Here is a 19,032-nt window from a genome sequence, read left to right as displayed (position 1 = left end):
TAGAACGGCAAACATCGGAATTACGCGGCCTGGCGGCGGTCGATCACGCGCCGGGCCTTGCCGGTCGCGGTCGCGGGAATGCCGCCCGCCGCCAGCACCGTCACGCCGGACGACACGCCGACCATCGTCTTGATCCGGTGCTGCAGCTCGCGCGCGAGCGCCGCGCGATCGCTTTCGGTGACGGACGCGGCCGCTTCGGAGCGCAGTTCGACCGCGAGGTCGAGCCGGTCCATGTGACCGTCGCGCGACAGCGTGATCTGGAACTGGCCCGACAGCTGCGGCAGCGCGACGACGATCTCCTCGATCTGGCTCGGGAACACGTTCACGCCGCGCACGATCAGCATGTCGTCGGAGCGGCCGGTGATCTTCGCGAGACGGCGCATCGCGCGCGCGGTCGGCGGCAGCAGCGCGGTGAGGTCGCGCGTGCGGTAGCGGATCACCGGCATCGCTTCCTTCGTCAGCGACGTGAACACGAGCTCGCCCTGGCTGCCGTCGGGCAGCACTTCGCCCGTGACGGGATCGATGATCTCCGGATAGAAATGGTCTTCCCAGATTACCGGGCCGTCCTTCGTCTCGACGCATTCGCACGCGACGCCCGGGCCCATCACTTCCGACAGCCCGTAGATGTCCAGCGCGTCGATGCCCACGCGCGTCTCCACTTCCTCGCGCAGCGCCTGCGTCCACGGCTCGGCGCCGAAGATGCCGATCTTCAGCGACGACTCGGCCGGGTCCATCCCCTGCCGCACCATTTCGTCGATCAGGTTCAGCATGTACGACGGCGTGACGAGGATGATCTTCGGCTCGAAATCGCGGATCAGTTGCACCTGCTTCTCGGTCTGCCCGCCCGACATCGGCACGACCATGCAGCCGAGCCGTTCCGCACCATAGTGAATCCCGAGGCCGCCCGTGAAGAGGCCATAGCCGAACGCGTTGTGCAGCGTGTCGCCCGGGCGGCCGCCGGCCGCGCGGATCGAGCGTGCGGTCACGTTCGCCCAGGTATCGATGTCGCGCGCGGTGTAGCCGACCACCGTCGGCTTGCCCGTCGTGCCGCTCGACGCGTGCACGCGCACGACCTGCTCGCGCGGCACCGCGAACAGCCCGAACGGATAGTTGTCGCGCAAATCGTTCTTGGTCGAGAACGGAAACTTCGCGAGATCGGCGAGCGACTTCAGGTCGTCCGGGTGCACGCCGGCCGCATCGAACGTGCGGCGATAGTGCGGGACGTTGTCGTACGCGTGGCGCAGCGACCACTTCATGCGCTCGAGCTGCAGTGCCTGCAGTTCGTCGCGGCTGGCGGTCTCGATCGGCTCGAGGGCGGCGGCGGGATGCGTCGGGTGGGTCATCGGGGTGCTCCTCCAATGGAGTGATGTCGTTATCGTGTTCGAGGTGACGAAGCCGGCGTTACGACCGGAACGTGCGGCCGGCCGCATTCAGTGCGGCGATGCGCGGCGACACGCGATAGCGGTCCTCGCCGTAGCTCGCCGCGAGGTTCGACAGCACGCGAAACACGCGGCCGATGCCGATCGCATCGGCCCACGCGAGCGGGCCGCACGGGTAGTTCACGCCCTTCTCCATCGCGAGATCGAGATCGGCGGGCGAGCACACGCCCTGGTTCACCGTGTCGGCCGCCTCGTTCGCGAGCATCGCGACGGTGCGCATCGCGACCATGCCCGGCACGTCCGCGATGCCGACGACGCGAAAACCCGCCTGCTGGAACAGGCCGACCGCGTCCGCATAGGCCGCGTCGCTGCACTGGAGCGCACGCGTCAGCGCGACGAGCCCGGCCTGCGTGTAATCGCGCGCGAGGTCGACCAGCACGAGATCGGCCACGCCCGTCTGCGCGGCGCGCGCGGTCGCGGTGCGGCCGTCGGTCAGCGCGATCGACGCGCGGCCGGCCGTCGCGAGCAGGTCGTCGGCATGCGTGCCGGCCTGCCGGGCGCCCGCGATGCGTTCGGTGAAGCGCGTATGCAGCGCGGCGGCCGGGCCGTCCTGAGCAAACAGCGCGACGTCGGCCGGCGCGACGCTCGGGGCTTCGAGATCGGGCGCGGGCGGCGTCGCGCCATCCGCATACGAGTAGAAACCGCGCCCCGACTTGCGCCCGAGGAAACCCGCGTTCACGAGTTCCTGCTGGATCAGCGACGGCGTGTAGCGCGGGTCGTTGAAGTACGCGCGGAACACCGATTCGGTCACCGCGAAGTTCACGTCGTGACCGATCAGGTCCATCAGCTCGAACGGCCCCATCCGGAAGCCACCGGCCTCGCGCATCACCGCGTCGATCGACGCCGGCGCACCACCCTGTTCGTTCAGCACGCGCAGCGCCTCCGCGTAATACGGCCGCGCGACGCGGTTCACGATGAAGCCCGGCGTCGATTTGGCCATCACGGGCTGCTTGCCCCACGCGGCGGCGGTCGCAACCAGCACCTGTGCGACTTCGGGCGCGGTCGCGAGCCCGCTGACCACCTCGACGAGCGCCATCAGCGGCGCCGGGTTGAAGAAATGCAGGCCGGCGACGCGCTGCGGCGCGCGCAGCCCGGCCGCGATCGACGTGATCGAGATCGACGACGTGTTGGTCGCCAGCAGGCACGCGTCGTTGACATGGCGCTCGAGCGTCGCGAAGATCTCGCGCTTCACGTCGAGCCGCTCGGCGGCCGCCTCGACGATCAGCGCGGCACCTGCGAAATCGGCCAGCGCACGCACCGCGCGGAGCCGGCTGCCTGCCGCATCAGCCTGTGCCGGTTCGAGCCGGCCCTTCTCCGCGAGCCGCGCGAACTGCGAGCGGATGCCGGCCAGCGCCTTGTCGCAAGCGGCTTCGTTCAGGTCGTACAGCAGCACCGTATGGCCGGCCGCCGCCGCGACCTGCGCAATGCCCGCGCCCATCGCGCCGGCACCGATCACGCCGACGACGGCCGACGGCGCCAGCGCGCCCGGGTTCACCGAATGTGCAGAAGAAACAGCCATCGCTTGCGATCCGTCATGAAGTGGAAGTGCGAGCGATTATAAACCGACCGGTCGGTAGATTTATGTCAGGGCGTGCCCGAATTTGTCGTGCAAGAGACCGTTACGGAAACTGCAAAGACAAAAAATTCGAACGTTCGGGGCACTTTTTGCAAACCGAAAGGTCAATGAAAGCGTTCGAATATGAGATAGCGACCCCCGAACGCCTGATAAAATCCGGCAAACCACCGGATTTCAGGGGGAAACCGCGTGTCACGCCGCCACTGCCGTCCATTGCCGGCCGCCCTTCCGGGGTCGGAACCGAGCCTCCGGCACGCGTGTCGTCTCACGCGCCCGCCTCGCGGTTTGCGGCGGGCGCATCGAATCGTTTCATCCCGCGACGGGCTCCGGCCCGCCCGCGCCCCTCGCTGCCTCGCGGCGGCGAACCCAGGGCAGCACCGTTGCGTGCTGCCATCTTCCGGTTTCATCATCCTCGTTCGGCGGATAGTACGGCCGGGCTTCGTCAACCCGTGACGGCGCGTCGCGCGCCGCCACTCGCATAAGGAAACCCTCCATGCCGCTCTCGTCCAACCAGCTCCCGCGCTGGACCCTCGTGGCCCCGCTTGCCGCATGGCTGGTCCTCGCGCTGTCGCGCGTCGTGCCGGCCGAAGGCCTCGTCATCGCGGTGTTCGCCGCCGCACTCGCCGGCGCCGTGTTCGCCGCCGTCCACCACGCCGAAGTCGTCGCCCATCGGGTCGGCGAGCCGTTCGGCACGCTCGTGCTCGCAGTCGCCGTGACCGTCATCGAAGTCGCGCTGATCGTGTCGGTGATGCTCGGCGCCGGCCCCGAGAAATCGGGCCTCGCACGCGACACCGTGTTCGCCGCCGTGATGATCATCTGCAACGGTATCGTCGGCATCTGCCTGCTGGTCGGCGCATGGAAGCACGGCGAGCAGGACTTCCAGGGGCGCGGCGCGAGCAAGGCGCTCGCGGTGCTGGCTTCCCTGTCCGTGCTGTCGCTCGTGATGCCGAACTACCTGAACGCCGCACCGGGCCCGTTCTTTTCGAAATCGCAGCTCGCGTTCGCCGGCGTGTCGTCGCTCGTGCTGTACGGTGCATTCGTGTTCGTGCAGACCGTGCGTCACCGCGACTACTTCCTCACCGCGCACGACAGCGCGAACGAATCGGTGCACGCGGCGCCGCCGAGCAGCCGCACCGCGCTGATCAGCCTGCTGCTGCTGTTCGCGAGCCTCGTCGCGGTCGTGCTGCTCGCGAAGCTGCTGTCGCCGGCCGTCGAGCATGCCGTATTGCGGCTCGGTGCGCCCGAAGCCGCGGTCGGTATCGTGATCGCCGCGCTCGTGCTGCTGCCGGAAGGGCTCGCGGCCGTCACCGCCGCACGCGCGAATCGCCTGCAGACCAGCATGAACCTTGCGCTCGGGTCGGCGCTCGCGAGTATCGGGCTCACGATCCCGACCGTCGCGGCCGTGTTCATCTGGGTCGGCCAGCCGCTCACGCTCGGCATCGGCCCGATGGAAACCGTGCTGCTGGCACTGACGCTGCTCGTCAGCACGCTGACGCTCAGCCAGGGCCGCACGACGGTGCTGCACGGCGTCGTGCACCTGTCGCTGTTCGCCGCCTACCTGTTCCTGTCGATCACCCACTGACGCCCACCTGCGCGCGGCCCGGCGAATCACCTCCGCCGGGCCGCGCGCCGTCCTTCACGTCCCTTCCTTTTCGTTCACTTCACGCCGCCGTCAGCGCACCGGAATCACGAGATGCTGGCCCGCCAGGATCAGGTTCGGGTTCGCGAGGTTGTTGCGGCGTTGAATCTCGCGATAGCGCTGGCCGCTGCCGAGCTTGCTCGCCGCGATCATGTTCAGCGTGTCGCCCGCCTTCACCACGTACGTGTGTTCGCCCGACGCGGCCGCGGTCGTCACCGCCTGGTCGCTGACGAAGTACTTGCGCAGCAGCTCGAGATACTGCGGCGACTGCTTGAGCTTCGCGATCGCGGCGTTCAGGTAGATCAGCAGATCCTGGTCATCCGCGCGCACGCCGATCTTGTACGCGATGTTCGAGCCGTCGAGCTTGGTCACCGCGAATTTCAGGTCGGTGCCCTTGATCGAGCTGACCGCGAACGGATAGTCGTAGATGAACGCATCGACCGTATGGCCGTCGATGCTCTTCGCGATGAATGCCGGATCGGAATCGTCGACTTCGACGAACTTCACGTTCGGATACTGGCGCGTGACGAACGCACGCACGTCCGGGTCGCCCTTCAGGATGCCGACCGTCTTGCCCGTGAGATCGTCGGTCGAGCGGATGGCGGAGCCTTGCCGCACGATCAGCGAATAGCCGAAATCGTCGACGTACGGCACCGAATAGACGACGCCTGCCGGCGTGTTGTCCGGGAACGTCAGCCCGTCCATCGCCACGTCGACCACGTGGTTCCCCTTCGCGTCGGTATCGAGCAGTTGTTTCGGCACGCCGGGGTACGTGTCGACCTCGTGGCGGGTATCGACGACGACCGGCTTGCCCCCGTGCGAGAACGACGGGTCCGCGAACAGCAGCCGCGCGAACTCGACGTTGAAGCCGTGCGGCGAGCCCTTGTCCTCGCCGAAGAACGGTTCGCTCGGGTTCTGCACCGAGATCCGCACGATGCCGTTTTCCGCGATCGATTTCAGCGTGCTGGCCTGCGGCGTGAAGCCGGCCGGCAGCACGCTGGCCGACGGCGGCGTCTGCGCCGACTGGCCGCTGTCGCCGTTTTGCGCGGATGTCGAGGCCGGGGCCGCGTCATGCGCGGGAATCAGCGTCGACAGGCCGCCCTGATGAACGATCCATACGCCGACGAGCACTACCAGAAACGCGATGGCGCCAAGCAGTTTTTTCATGGTTGCGTGCCTGCAGGAAGTTATTGTTGTTTCGACGGCAGTTGCGCGGGGTTCGCCGCATCGAGCCCGGGCGTGTGCGGGGCGTTCACCACCGCCTGCTGCTGCGCCTGCTTGACCTCGGGGTTATCCATCAGCGACGTCTCCATTTCGGAGAATGCCTTGTTGACCGAGCGCATCACCGAATCGACGGCCACGTCGGTCTTGATCTGCTCGAACGTGTCGGACGCCTGCCGGCCCGCGAGCTTGTTCATCTGCTGCGCCGCCTGCGACATGTCCCACATCGCCTTCGCGCGGTCGATCGCCGACGCGAAGTTCTTCAGCTCGGCCTGCACCTGCTTGTAGCGCCCCTCGCGGAACGAGAGCAGTTGCTTCATCGTGTCGAGCTGCTGCCTGAAGCGCGGCGCGTCGTCCGGATACTGCTTCTCGAACAGTTCCGTCTTGTTCTCGAAGTTCTTCACCTCGGTACGGAACGCGGTGATGCTGTCCGCGAATTTCTGTGCCGCCTGGCGCTTTTCCGCGAGCTGGTTGATCAGCGTCTCGATTGGATTCGCCTGCGCCTCCTCGACGATCATCTTCACCTTCTGGTTCGCGAACTTCATCGCGACGACCGGCGCCAAGTAGATCGCGCCGAGACCGATCACGCCCGCCGTGACCAGCGCGATCACTCCCTTCAGGATGAACAGCGCGGCCGGTGCCGCGATCGCGACGCCGGCGATGATGATCGCCCACTTGACCAGCTTGACCTTGCCACTCCCCGAACTGCCGTTTGCTTCTTCATTCGAAAGCTGCGACATGAGTTTTTCTCCTTGAACCTCGAACCGAACTGCTTGCGTGTGCTCTTTCAAGCTCAATCGAAATGCTTCGGACTTCGGTGCCGCCGGGCAGCCAGGCAAAGCCGGCGGCGCAATACAAGGACGGGCGCGACGGGCGTCACGAGACGCCGGTGTAGGCGCCGTTCAGGATGCGGTAATGAAGGATGGCGGACGGTGCCGCGATACGGCGCGCCGGACGGGCGCCGTTCATCGTCGCGGCTCGCGCGCGAACGGGAAAGCGTACCGAGGCACGGTACGAAACGGGATGACGGATACGTGACGCGGCGGGCGTCGGGAGAAGCGTGGTTCCGGCGGGCCGACAGACGCGGGGCCGGTATTCCGGTACGAGTGCGTAAAGGCTCATCGTTGTTCTTCTGCGTATCGCGGGTGCAGGAACCGCGCGGCCGGCGCGTCCCGCTCCAAATGCACGGACGTATCCTGCGCCGACCGGCATGCAGCGTCAAGCAGTTGTCGCAGTGCAGCGAAGCGCTGCGTTCCTCCGCTGGAACACCGGCAGCGAAACGGCTTTCAGTACGGTAAGGATTCGCAGGACTGCGACCCGTCGTGCTCGGTCAGGATTGCTTGTCATCGCATGCACCTCCTTCCGGACTGAAAGCTTGTCACATCGCCCGGGCGGATTTCCCGGCACATCACGTCACCGCGCCGCCCTGCTCCTGCGCGAGAAACCGCTCGACCATCGCGTTGAACACCGGCAACGCAGGATTGTCGTTGTCCGTGCGCCATGCGAGATACAGCTCGGCCGCCACGTCGGTACCCGCCAGCGGCCGGAACACCACGCCGTCGACATGCAGTTCGCGCGCCGACGCCGGCACGAGTGCGGCGCCCAGGCCCGCGCGCACGAGGCCCAGGATCGTATGCGTCTGCCCGACGTAATGCAGGTAGTTCGGCAGCCGCCCCGCGTTCGCGAATAGGCCCGAGATCAGGTCGTGGAAGTATTTCCCCTCGTTCGGCGAATACGCGATGAACGGCTGCCGGTCGAGATCGTCGGGGCCGATGCGCTCGCACGCGGCGAGCGGCGCCCCCTCAGCGACCGCGACCAGCATCGGTTCGCGCTGCACGAGCCGGTATTCGAGCGGCTGGCGGGCGGCCCGCTGGCGCACGAAGCCCGCGTCGAGCATCCGTGACGCCAGCGCGTCGATCTGCACGGTCGACACCATCTCTCGCAATTCGACGTCGACGTCCGGCAGCGCGTGCGCGGCATGCGCCAGCAGCATCGGGATCATCCGGTACGCGCTGACCGCCGTGAAGCCGAGCGTGATGCGGCCGGCGCCGCCATGCGCGACTCGCTGCGCGGCCTGCTCGGCCCGTGCGGAGAATTCGAGAATGTGCCGCGCGTCGCGCAGGAACCGCTCGCCGGCCGCGGTCAGGCTGACCTGCCGGCTGCTGCGTTCGAGCAGCGCGATGCCGAGCGCATGCTCGAGCAGCTGGATCTGCCGGCTGAGCGGCGGCTGGGTCATGAAGAGCCGCCGGGCCGCGCGACCGAAATGCAGTTCCTCGGCGACCGCGACGAAGCAGCGAAGCTGGTGCAGTTCAATCATGCAATTCTTGAATCGATCGATAGTCTCTGGATGTTAGACCGATATCGATACGATTTCCATACTCGATTGCACCCGATGCGCGGCCCAGGCCGCGCAGGACGTCAAGCGCGCTTGCGGCCGCCGGGCGACTGTTCGGTGGTCAGCCGGTCGAGTTCGCGCAGGTCGTCCTCCAGCGCGGGCGTGAGCGTCGTGCGCAGGTGGTCGAGGAACGTGCGGATCTTCGCATCGAGATAACGACGCGTCGCGTAGACGGCATACACGCTCACCGTCTGCAGCCGATACTCGGGCAGCACGCGGATCAGCCGCCCTTCGCGGATGTCGTCGAGCACCGTATACAGCGCGACGCACGCGATCCCGCGCCCGGCGCGCACCGCGACACACAGCGCGTCCGGCACGTTGACCTGAAACGGCGCGGGCTGCAGCTCGTAGATGGCCTCCTCGCCATCGCTGCGCTCGAGCCGCCATTCGCCGGCCGGCGATGCGGGCGTGTCGAGGCGCAGGCAAACGTGGTTCGGCAATTCGTCGGGCGTCTGTGGCGTGCCGTGGCGCGCCAGGTATTCGCGCGACGCGACGAGCACGCTGCAGCTCGTGCCGCAGGTCTGCGCGACGTAGCCCGAATCGGGCAGTTGCGACGCCGTCACGATCGATACGTCATAGCCCTCCTCGACGAGATTCGGCATCCGCTGCGCGAGCGTCAGCTCGACCGACACGTCGGGGTTGTCCTCCTGGTAGCGGACGATCGACGACACGACATGACTCTGCCCGAGCCCCGTCATCGCGTGAATGCGCATCTTGCCGCTCGGCCGCAGCAGTGCGTTGCGCGCCTCCGCGTTCGCGTAGTCGATTTCCGCGAGGATCGATTTCGCGCGCTCGAAATAGCGTTCGCCGCTTTCGGTGAGGCCGAGGTGGCGCGTCGTGCGATGCAGCAGGCGCGTCTGTACGTGCGCTTCGAGGTTCGAAACCGCGCGCGACACCTGCGCGGTGGTCGCGTCGATTTCCTTCGCGACCGCAGTAAAACTGCCGGCTTCGACAACGCGCACGAACAGGCGCATGTTTTCGAGCATGTCCATTGAATTAGCTTGGGGAGAGTCAGTGGGGAGGCGTCGGCAGCGCTCGCGTCAGGTGGGGAACGGAACGCAGCCGCGAACCACGTCGAATCGATCACCGTGCCGGGAGAAAGGCGGGAGAGCGGGCATCGCGTACGTGGTTCTGGCATGAAGGGGGGATTCAGTGGCCCGAATTGTACGCCGCTACAGACAAATTTGCGCTATTGCCACGACCATAAACTTTCATCGGATGAAAGGTTTTTGCAAGACATGCGTGTCGCGCACATGCACCGCCTTGATGCGGCGCGACAATTTATATCACAACACGATATAATTCGCGGCTCGTCGCTGCGCGGGCCCGCGCTGTCATCTTTACCGCTTACCGTCCATGTCGTCAGGCTCCCCTTCGTCGCGCCGCACGTTGCGGCAATGGCTGCACAGCTTCATTCCCCAGCCGATGTCGCTGGGCTGGCGCGAGCGCCTGCGTTCGTGCACGGGCGCGCTCGTCGGCATCGCGACCGTCGGCGTGACCATGCGCGTGCTGTCTGGCGTACCGGGCCTCGTGCCGCTGCTCGTCGCGCCGATGGGCGCGTCGGCCGTGCTGCTGTTCGCGGTGCCGGCGAGTCCGCTCGCGCAGCCGTGGTCGATCATCGGCGGCAATCTGGTCGCGGCGACGGTCGGTGTCGCCTGCGCACAATGGATCGCCGATCCGATCACGGCCGCCGCGGTCGCGATCGCGTGCGCGATCGGCGGCATGTTCGCGCTGCGCTGCGTGCACCCGCCGTCGGGCGCCGTCGCACTCACGGCCGTGGTCGGCGGCCCCGCGATCCATTCGCTCGGGTTCAGCTTCGTGCTGGAGCCGATCGCGCTGCAATCGGCCATCCTGCTGTCCGCCGCACTCGCCTATCACACGCTGACCGGGCACCGCTACCCGCACGGCGGCGTGCGCCCCGAAGCGAAACCGCAGGCGGGCGGCGCCGCACCGGCGCGCGGCCGCTTCACACGCGGCGACCTCGACGCGGTGCTCAAGCGCCGCAGCGAATGGCTCGACGTCGATCCGGACGACCTGGAAGCGCTGCTGCGCGAAACCGAGATGCAGGCCTACACACGCACGTTCGGCCAGCTCTCGTGCGCCGACCTGATGACGAAGGATGCGATCGAAGTCGCGCCGTCGACATCGGTAATGGCCGCGCTCACGCTGCTCGACCGCCATCGCGTGAAGGCGCTGCCCGTCGTCGACGGCGAAGGCCGCCTGACCGGCATCGTCACGCGCGCCGACCTCACGCGCCCGCTGCGCCGCCCGACCCCGTGGTGGCAACGCCTGTCCGCGCGGCTGCCGCAATCGTTCGGCGGCCAGCCGGCGAGCGTCGCCTCCGTGATGACGCGCGACGTCGCGTGCGTGCCGGAAACGATGCCGATCACCGCGCTCGTCCCGCTGTTGACGCATTCGGGCCACCACCACATTCCGGTCGTCGATGAATCGCACCGGCTCGTCGGGATCATTACCCAGACGGATCTCGTCACGGGCCTTTATCGGCAGACGCAAATGCTCGAGGCTGCCTGACGTATGCCGCGCTCGTAACGCCATGTAGCGGCCGGTGCTACGAGGCGTGCACCCTATTCGCGCGAATTCGGCCACTTATATCATGTTGTGATATATTTCACGCTACCGTAACCGACTGATCGACCGCCCCCGATGAACGATACCCGACGCGCGCTGACGAAAAGCGATTTCCAGCAACTGTCCGAGTTCCGCTACCAGATGCGCCGCTTCGAGCGCTTCTCCGAGCGCGCCGCGCAAAGTGAGGGCGTGACGCCGCTGCAATACCTGCTGTTGCTGCACATCAAGGGCTACCCGCATCGCGAATGGGCGACCATCGGCGAACTCGCGGAACGCCTGCAGGCGCAGCATCACGGAGTCGTCGCGCTGGTCACGCGCTGCGAAGCGCTCGGCCTCGTGAAGCGCAAGACGAGCGAAGCGGATCGCCGGCAGGTCGAGGTTCACCTCGAGCCGGCCGGCGAGACGCTGCTCGCCCGCCTCGCGGCCATGCATCGCGCCGAGCTGAAGTCGCTCAAGGACGCGTTCCAGGTTCCGCAGATCGATTACTGACCCATGCTTTTTCCACGCCGATGAACGCACCACACAAACGCGATTTCTCGACCAACGAACGCCTGCCCAGGATCGCGTTGCTTGCCGCCGGGATCGGCCTGCTCGGCACGCTTGCCGCGTTCGTGCTGTTGAGCCTGATCCATCTGTTCACGAACCTGTTCTTCTTCCAGCAGTTCTCGTTCGTCGACCGCTCGCCCGCGAACAACACGCTGGGCGCGTGGGTGATCGTGGTGCCGGTGATCGGCGGGCTGATCGTGGGGTTGATGGCGCGCTTCGGTTCGGAAAAAATCCGCGGCCACGGCATTCCGGAAGCGATCGAGGCGATCCTGTTCGGCAAGAGCCGCATGTCGCCGAAGGTCGCGATCCTCAAGCCGCTGTCGTCCGGCGTCGTGATCGGCAGCGGCGGCCCGTTCGGCGCCGAAGGCCCGATCATCATGACGGGCGGCGCGCTCGGTTCGCTGATCGCGCAGTGCGTGCACGTCACTGCCGCCGAGCGCAAGACGCTGCTCGTCGCCGGCGCGGCCGCCGGCATGACGGCCGTGTTCGGCACGCCGGTCGCCGCCGTGCTGCTCGCGGTCGAACTGCTGCTGTTCGAATGGCGTCCGCGCAGTTTCCTGCCGGTCGCACTGGCATGCGCGGTGGCGGGTTTCGCCCGGGCCATGTTCTTCGGCGTCGATCCGCTGTTTCCGCTGACGACGGCCGCGCCGACGCCCGTCGCGCTGCTGTCGTGCATCGTCGCGGGCCTGCTGTCGGGCTTGCTCGCATGCGGGCTGTCGGCCGCGCTGTACCGCGTCGAGGACACCTTCGCGAAGCTGCCGGTGCACTGGATGTGGTGGCCCGCGCTCGGCGCGATCGTGATCGGCATCGGCGGCTGGCTCGAGCCGCGCGCGCTCGGCGTCGGCTACGACGTGATCGGCGACCTGCTGCACCAGCACATCGCCTTGAAGATCGCGCTCGCGCTGCTGATCGTGAAAGCCGTGACGTGGGTGATCGCGCTCGGCTCGGGCACGTCGGGTGGCGTACTCGCTCCGCTGCTGATGCTCGGCGCCGGCCTCGGCACCGTGCTGTCGCCGATGCTGCCGGGCGGCGACCCGACACTGTGGCCGCTCGTGTGCATGGCCGCGACCCTCGGCGCAACGCTCGGCGCCCCGCTCACTGCGATCGTGTTCGCGTTCGGCCTCACGCATGACGCGAACGCGTTGCTGCCGCTGCTCGCGGCGACGCTCGTCGCGCACGGCTTCGCAACCATCGTGATGAAACGCTCGATCATGACGGAAAAGATCGCACGCCGCGGCTATCACATCTATCGCGAATACGGCGTCGATCCGCTCGAGCGGCACGACATCGGCGAAGTGATGACGTCCGCCGACCTGCTCGTCGCGATCGACGGCGCGGCGACGCTCGATGCCGTCGAGTCACAGTACTTCGGCGCGAAGCAGACGCACCGCGCGTACCCGGTCGTGCAGAACGGCCGCCTGCTCGGTCTCGTCGATCGCGCGACGCTCGATGCGCAGCGCGCACAGGCTGCAGCCGACACGCCGATCGCGCGCGCGTTCGCCAATCGTGCGCCGGCGGTTGCCCAAGCGCACGAATCGTGCCGCGTCGTCGCATCGCGACTCGCGATGCTCGGGCTCGAGCGCCTGCCCGTCGTCGCCGACGAGCAATCGATGCGCATCACGGGCATCGTGTCGCGCAGCGACCTCATCAAGCCCGCGTTGCAGCACTTCGACGACGAACAGAAACGCGAGCGCTTCCGCCCGATCGTCCCGGCCAACCTGCGCGACATCGGCACGCGCAAGGCCGGCTGACCCACCGTGCCGCGCGGCAACCTCGCCGCGCACGACCCGCTCGCGTCACCTCTGCGCACGACGCGTCACGCCCGTCGCGTGCCGCCTCGCACTCCGTCGCGCCCCCTGTTTAAAGTTGGTTAACAATTCGACGGCCGAAAGTTTGTCATCATGGTGCCCATGCGACGGGGCCATCAATCAGCCATTCCACTGCGCGATCAAATAAAGAGTTGCGGCACGGCATGCACATGCATGCCGCTCGCCGCGACCATCACTTCACCACACGACCGGGCAGCGCGCCGACCACGCCGCGCATGACGTCGAACCGCACACGATGCATGCCGTGCCGCAGCAAAGTGCACAGCATCGGAGTCGCCATTTGGCAAGCGCGTTAACAACTTGTTTCGGAATAGCCGGAACCGTGCTTGTTCGATGCGATCTCACTTGCACGCAGTCCTGCTGCGCATCCCACTCAATCAATCACGACTCGAGGGAGATAACGTGAACGCGAAATACTTACCGCTCATCGCATTGACCGTGGCATTTTCTGCTCATGCAGCCGATTCTGCCCTCCAAAACGTGGGACAAAGCCAGAAACCCGCCGATCAGGTCGCGCAATGCATCGCCAAGACCTGGGCCGACAAGTCGCAGCAACAAGTGACGTCGCAGTATGAACTCGCGAACGGCCTCGCCATGGCCGTGTATGCGCCGGGCCAGCAGCCGCCGAACGGCGCCGCGGCTGTCGTGCGCCCGGCCAACGCCGCGAATGCAAAGACGTGGGTTGGCTTCCGCGGCGGCGACGCATCGTCGGCCGGCGACATCAACGCCTGCCTGTAAGAGAACAGGCGCTCCGGATGGCCTTGCGCCATCCGCTTGTGACGAGCCCCGCTTCGGCGGGGCTTTTCTTTTGCTGCGCGCGTCTTACAGGTAGCTGCAGACGTAATCGAGCGTCTCGAGCACTTCGATGTCGAAACGGCTCTTGCCCGGCACCGAGAACGATTCGCCGGCGCCGTAGGTCTGCCATTCGCTGCTGCCGTCGAGCTTCACGCGGCACTTGCCGGCCTGCACTTCCATCAATTCGGGCGCATCGGTGCCGAAGTTGAGCGCGCACGGCAGGATCACGCCGAGCGTCTTGCGCGTGCCGTCCGGGAAGAGCACGGTATGCGACACGCACTTGCCGTCGAAATAGACGTTCGCGCGCTTGACGACCGATACGTTGTCGAATTGGGTTGCACTGGTCATGAAATGCCTCTGATTGCTGGATGCCGGATGGCGATGTGGTTGGAGGCCGGCCGGAGCGGCGGGCCGGCCGCTATGATACCGGCTCGCGCGGCAGACGCCGCAATGACGTGCCCGCTGCGCAAGCCACGTGCCCGCCGGGCGACGGCAACGCCGCACGCCCGATCGTCAGGATAACGACGCAACGACGGTCGCTGCCCGCGGGTGCAGGTTCACATCAGCCCCTTGCGCCTCGCGGAATCGCGCAGGCAATCGAGCAACATCGCCGCTGCCGGCGTCAGCGGGCTGTCGCGACGCGTGATGACCTGCACCGAGACGGCCGGCAACCGCTCGCGGATCGGCAGGACCGCGAACTGGTCGCGCGCCCACTCGCCCTGCAGCAGCTGCTCGGGCATCGACGCAATCAGGTCGCAGCCCATCATCAGGCTGCGCGCGAGCCCGAAGCTCGGGCATTCGACGACGCGCGCCGGCACCGGCAACCCGTAGGCGACGAACGAATTGAACAGCACCTGCGTCGAGCTTTCGGGCGACGGATTCATCAGCCAGTCGGCTTCGACGAGATCGGCGAGCGACGTGGCCGATGCGAGCGGATGCCCCTTGCGCGCGACGATCAGCGAACGGCTCGAATACAGTTCGGCGTGATCGAACTCGGCGGCCAGCAGTTCGGGCACGACGACGGCCACCGCGAAATCGAGCGAGCCGTCGTGAAGCCGCGGCAGCGCGACGCCCGGAAACCCCTCGACGATACTGACGCGCGCCACCGGGAAACGCCGCCGGAACGCGCGAAACGCATCGGGCAGGATCGTCACCGCGGCGGCCGGCGTGACCGCCGCCGCGACGGAGCCCGTCATCGCCCCTTGCGCCTGCTCGATGTCGTCGCGGGCGCGCTGCATTTCGGCGACGATCAGCCGCGCGCGCACCTGCAACTGCTGGCCGAACGCGGTGAGCTGGACGCCGCGCGCGGTGCGCACGACGAGCGACACGCCGAGCGCGATCTCCAGTTCCTTGACCGCCTTCGTCAGTGCCGCCGGCGACACGTTCAGGCGCCGCGCGGCCGCGCGAATGCTCCCCTCTTCCGCGACGGTGACGAACGCTTTCAGCTGATGGTATTTCATGGCGGCGACGCGTGATCCGTGGAAACCCTGTGCTGCACGGCACACACCGGCTCAGGGTATTCCCGAGCGGCAACCGGTGGTGAGCACCAAAGCAATTTATCAGCTTCTGGTACGCAAAAGAAATTTATATGCTTGCTCGTCATATGTGCGTCAAACGCCCCAGCCGCCCCACAGGAGAGACCATGCTGCAAGCCGTGAACCCCGTCATCCCCGGTATCGCCGCGATCGCGCCCGAGCTGGTCGAGGTGCGCCGCCGCATCCACGCTCACCCCGAACTCGCATTCGAGGAAACGCTCACGAGCGACCTCGTCGCCGAGCTGCTCGCCGGCTGGGGTTACGACGTGCATCGCGGCATCGGCAAGACGGGCGTGGTCGGCGTGCTGCGCGAAGGGCAAGGCACACGCACGGTCGGGCTGCGTGCCGACATGGATGCACTGCCGCTCGCGGAGGCTACCGGCCTGCCGTACGCGAGCCGCCATGCGAACAAGATGCATGCGTGCGGCCACGACGGCCACACCGCGATGCTGCTGTGCGCGGCGCGCCACCTCGCGGCAACGCGCCAGTTCTCCGGCACGCTGAACCTGATCTTCCAGCCGGCCGAGGAAAACTTCGGCGGCGCGAAGGCGATGATGGACGACGGCCTGTTCGACCGTTTCCCGTGCGACGCGATCTTCGCGATCCACAACATGCCGGGCCGCGCGGCCGGCGACATGGCCTTCCGCACCGGCGCCGCGATGGCATCGGCCGACCGTGTGACGATCACGCTGCGCGGTGTCGGCGGCCACGGCGCGATGCCGCATTTCGCGCGCGATCCGATGTCGGCCGCGGGCAGCATCATGGTCGCGCTGCAGACGATCGTCGCGCGCGAGGTCGATGCGCAGCATGCGGCCGTGATCACGGTCGGCAGCGTGCAGGCCGGCGAGACCTTCAACATCATTCCCGAAACCGTCGTGATGAAGCTGTCGGTGCGCGCACTGAACGCCGACGTGCGCGCACTGCTCGCGCGCCGCATCGAAGGGCTCGCGAAAGGCCAGGCGGAGAGCTTCGGCGTCACGGCGGAAGTCGACTACGACTACGGCTACCCGGTGCTCGTCAATCACGCGGAGCCGACTGCATTCGCGGCCGACATCGCACGCCAGATGCTCGGCGCCGAGCGCGTCGAAACCGACGCCGCGCCGCTGATGGGCAGCGAGGATTTCGCGTTCATGCTCGAAGCGCGCCCCGGCTGCTACGCATTCATCGGCAACGGGATCGGCAGCAAGGGCGGCTGCATGGTGCACAACCCCGGCTACGACTTCAACGACGACATTCTCGCGATCGGCGCGAGCTACTGGGTTCGCATCGCCGAAGCCTGGCTCGCGGCCTGACGGCCCTTCATCCCATCGTTTCGCGCCAACCGGGGGAACCCCACATGGAAACGTCCGCCCTTTCGCTCGCCGGCACGCCGGTCGATGCTCGTGCCGCCGCGAAGAAACGCCGGCTGATCGCGGCCGCCGCCGTCGGCAACGCGCTCGAGTTCTACGACTTCACGGTCTACAGCTTCTTCGCGATCCTGATCGGCAAGCTGTTCTTTCCCGTGCATTCGTCGTTCGGGCAATTGATGCTCGCGGTCGCGAGCTTCGGTGTCGGCTTCGTCACGCGCCCGCTCGGCGGGCTCGTGATCGGCATGTATGCCGACCGCGCCGGCCGCAAGAAGGCGATGATCCTCACGCTGCTGCTGATGGCGCTCGGCACCGCGACGATCGCCGTCGCGCCGACCTTCGCGCAGATCGGCCTCGCCGCCCCGCTGCTGCTCGTGCTCGCGCGCCTGCTGCAAGGGTTCGCGTCGGGCGGCGAAGTCGGCGCGTCGACGACGCTGCTGCTCGAACAGGCGCCGCAGCATCGTCGCGGCTTCTACGCATCGTTCCAGTTCTCGAGCCAGGGACTCGCCGCGCTCGCCGGTGCGCTGACCGGCGTCGCGCTGACGTCGACGCTCAATGCCGCGCAGCTCGAAAGCTGGGGCTGGCGCGTCCCGTTCATCATCGGCACGCTGTTCGTGCCGCTCGGCTACTGGCTGCGCCGCACCGTCGAGGAAGTGCCGGCCGCCGCGCCCGCCGCCACGCACGACGAGCCGGTCGCATCGCTGCCGCTCGCCGACGTGCTGCGCCATCACGGCAAGGCCGTATTCGCGGGCCTCGGCGTAACGATCGGCGGCACGTCGATCCACTACATCATCGTGTTCTACATGGCGATCTACGGCGTGCAGGTGTTGCATCTGCCGACCTGGCTGTCGATGACGGCCGGCTGCGTCGCGGGCGCGATCCTGATGCTCGTGACGCCGATCGGCGGCCACCTGTCCGACGTCTACGGGCGCAACCGGATCGTCTGGTGGACGCGCATCGCGCTGATGGCCGCGATCTACCCGGCGTTCATCGCGCTGAACCGCTGGCCGGGCGCCGCATCGCTGCTGTCGATCATCGCCGCGCTGTCGATCGTGCATGCGATCAACATCGGCGCGACGGGGGCGATGCTCGGCGAGCTGTTCCCGCGTGCGGTGCGTGCGACGGGCGGCGCACTCGTGTACAGCGTGGGCGTCGCGATCTTCGGCGGCTTCGCGCAGTTTTTCGTCACGTGGCTGATCGCGGCAACCGGGAATCCGAATGCGCCGGCGTGGTATGCGATTGGTTGCGGTGCGTTCACGCTGCTCGCGATTCGCTGCATGGACGAAAAAGCCGGGAAGGCACTCGACTGACCGGCGGGCGATGCCGGATGCGCGATTGACGCAGTGCGTGCGTATCGGGCATGATCGCTCCATGCGCCACACCACGACCACCTCCTCGACCACGACACGCACGACCGCCTTCGGCGGGCTCGTGCGGCGAGTGCGCGCAAGGTCGTAGCGCCACGATTCCTCACAGGCCCCGCCGGTTCCGGACGGGGTCTTGTCGTTTCTCCGTCCGTATCGGTCACTCAGGAGAAACGCCATGCCCGAAGTCTCTTCCCCGAAACGCGCCCTGCTCGTCGTCGACATGCAGGTCGGCCTGTATCACGGCCCCGAGCGTCCGTACGACGGCGAACGTGTGCTCGCGAACATCAACCGGTTGATCGGTCGCGCGCATGAAGCCGGTGCACCGGTATTCGCGGTGCGACACACCGGCCCCGCCGGTTCGCCGATCACGCCCGACTCGCCGCTGACCGCACTGCTGCCTGAACTCGCAATCGATGCCGCACGCGATACCGTGTTCGCCAAGACGCAGTCGAGCTGCTTCACCGGCACGCCGCTCGCCGCATGGCTGCATGCGGCCGGCATCGGCGAGATCGTGATTGCGGGGATGAAGACGCAGTACTGCGTCGACACGGCGTGTCGTGCGGCCGGCGATCTCGGTTTTCGCGCGGTGCTCGTGACCGATGCGCACACCTGCATGGATACGCCCGAACTGCCGGCCGAGCGGATCGTCGCGCATCACAACGCAACGCTTGGGGGCCCGTTCGCGACGCTCACCACGACCGAGGCATGCGCGTTCTGACCGGCACCGGTCACACCGTCAACGCAACAACGCACGG

Annotated in this window: 16 protein-coding genes; 8 read left to right on the top strand and 8 right to left on the bottom strand. The window is 67.1% G+C overall.

What is annotated here, in order from left to right; all coding sequences use genetic code 11:
• Positions 1–20: 20 nt before the first annotated feature.
• Positions 21–1,343, bottom strand: coding sequence for a phenylacetate--CoA ligase PaaK (gene paaK / locus E9536_RS07105; protein WP_027791834.1), 1,323 nt, complete (start codon positions 1,341–1,343; stop codon positions 21–23).
• A gap of 58 nt (positions 1,344–1,401) precedes the next feature.
• Positions 1,402–2,958, bottom strand: coding sequence for a 3-hydroxyacyl-CoA dehydrogenase (locus tag E9536_RS07100; protein ID WP_136469566.1), 1,557 nt, complete (start codon positions 2,956–2,958; stop codon positions 1,402–1,404).
• Positions 2,959–3,508: 550 nt separating this feature from the next.
• Here E9536_RS07100 and E9536_RS07095 point away from each other — a divergent pair.
• Complete coding sequence (locus tag E9536_RS07095) at positions 3,509–4,597, top strand: hypothetical protein (protein ID WP_021162015.1); 1,089 nt, start codon at positions 3,509–3,511, stop codon at positions 4,595–4,597.
• Between the two features lie 90 nt (positions 4,598–4,687).
• On the opposite strand, the gene E9536_RS07090 is transcribed toward E9536_RS07095, so the two are convergent.
• From E9536_RS07090 to E9536_RS07070, 4 genes are all read right to left on the bottom strand, one after another.
• Complete coding sequence (locus E9536_RS07090; protein ID WP_060206724.1) at positions 4,688–5,821, bottom strand: transporter substrate-binding domain-containing protein; 1,134 nt, start codon at positions 5,819–5,821, stop codon at positions 4,688–4,690.
• 20 nt (positions 5,822–5,841) lie between these two features.
• Entirely contained in the window at positions 5,842–6,615 is a 774-nt protein-coding gene (locus tag E9536_RS07085) for a hypothetical protein (RefSeq protein ID WP_136469565.1), read from the bottom strand.
• Between the two features lie 668 nt (positions 6,616–7,283).
• Positions 7,284–8,192, bottom strand: a complete 909-nt coding sequence (locus tag E9536_RS07075; protein WP_027791839.1) for a LysR substrate-binding domain-containing protein — start codon at positions 8,190–8,192, stop codon at positions 7,284–7,286.
• A 101-nt stretch (positions 8,193–8,293) separates the two neighbouring features.
• Positions 8,294–9,262 (bottom strand): LysR family transcriptional regulator, encoded by a 969-nt coding sequence (locus E9536_RS07070; protein ID WP_027791840.1) that lies wholly within the window; start codon positions 9,260–9,262, stop codon positions 8,294–8,296.
• Positions 9,263–9,626: 364 nt separating this feature from the next.
• Here E9536_RS07070 and E9536_RS07065 point away from each other — a divergent pair, with 364 nt between their 5' ends.
• From E9536_RS07065 to E9536_RS07050, 4 genes are all read left to right on the top strand, one after another.
• Positions 9,627–10,802: an HPP family protein gene (locus tag E9536_RS07065; RefSeq protein WP_136469564.1), complete on the top strand. Its 1,176-nt coding sequence runs from the start codon at positions 9,627–9,629 to the stop codon at positions 10,800–10,802.
• A gap of 132 nt (positions 10,803–10,934) precedes the next feature.
• Positions 10,935–11,348: a helix-turn-helix domain-containing protein gene (locus E9536_RS07060; RefSeq protein ID WP_027791842.1), complete on the top strand. Its 414-nt coding sequence runs from the start codon at positions 10,935–10,937 to the stop codon at positions 11,346–11,348.
• Between the two features lie 20 nt (positions 11,349–11,368).
• On the top strand, positions 11,369–13,156 hold the full coding sequence (locus E9536_RS07055; RefSeq protein WP_136469563.1) for a chloride channel protein: 1,788 nt from the start codon (positions 11,369–11,371) through the stop codon (positions 13,154–13,156).
• 480 nt (positions 13,157–13,636) lie between these two features.
• Positions 13,637–13,972, top strand: coding sequence for a hypothetical protein (locus E9536_RS07050; RefSeq protein ID WP_021162025.1), 336 nt, complete (start codon positions 13,637–13,639; stop codon positions 13,970–13,972).
• Positions 13,973–14,056: 84 nt separating this feature from the next.
• Here the strand turns inward: E9536_RS07050 and E9536_RS07045 are convergent, their stop codons facing one another.
• Positions 14,057–14,377, bottom strand: a complete 321-nt coding sequence (locus E9536_RS07045) for a pyrimidine/purine nucleoside phosphorylase (RefSeq protein WP_006478890.1) — start codon at positions 14,375–14,377, stop codon at positions 14,057–14,059.
• A 209-nt stretch (positions 14,378–14,586) separates the two neighbouring features.
• The gene (locus E9536_RS07040; protein ID WP_059697393.1) at positions 14,587–15,489 is read right to left on the bottom strand and encodes a LysR substrate-binding domain-containing protein; all 903 of its coding nucleotides are present in this window, start codon (positions 15,487–15,489) and stop codon (positions 14,587–14,589) included.
• A gap of 182 nt (positions 15,490–15,671) precedes the next feature.
• Here E9536_RS07040 and E9536_RS07035 point away from each other — a divergent pair, with 182 nt between their 5' ends.
• The 3 genes from E9536_RS07035 to E9536_RS07025 all read left to right on the top strand — a co-directional run bounded on the left by E9536_RS07035 (position 15,672) and on the right by E9536_RS07025 (position 18,995).
• Positions 15,672–16,856 (top strand): M20 aminoacylase family protein, encoded by a 1,185-nt coding sequence (locus tag E9536_RS07035; RefSeq protein ID WP_124672240.1) that lies wholly within the window; start codon positions 15,672–15,674, stop codon positions 16,854–16,856.
• A 44-nt stretch (positions 16,857–16,900) separates the two neighbouring features.
• Complete coding sequence (locus tag E9536_RS07030) at positions 16,901–18,220, top strand: MFS transporter (RefSeq protein ID WP_059697395.1); 1,320 nt, start codon at positions 16,901–16,903, stop codon at positions 18,218–18,220.
• 232 nt (positions 18,221–18,452) lie between these two features.
• Complete coding sequence (locus E9536_RS07025; RefSeq protein WP_136469562.1) at positions 18,453–18,995, top strand: cysteine hydrolase family protein; 543 nt, start codon at positions 18,453–18,455, stop codon at positions 18,993–18,995.
• The last annotated feature ends 37 nt before the right edge of the window (positions 18,996–19,032 follow it).

The organism is Burkholderia sp. LS-044 (genome assembly GCF_004803625.1).
GTDB lineage: Bacteria > Pseudomonadota > Gammaproteobacteria > Burkholderiales > Burkholderiaceae > Burkholderia > Burkholderia cepacia.
This window is presented reverse-complemented; position numbering and strand designations above follow the sequence as displayed.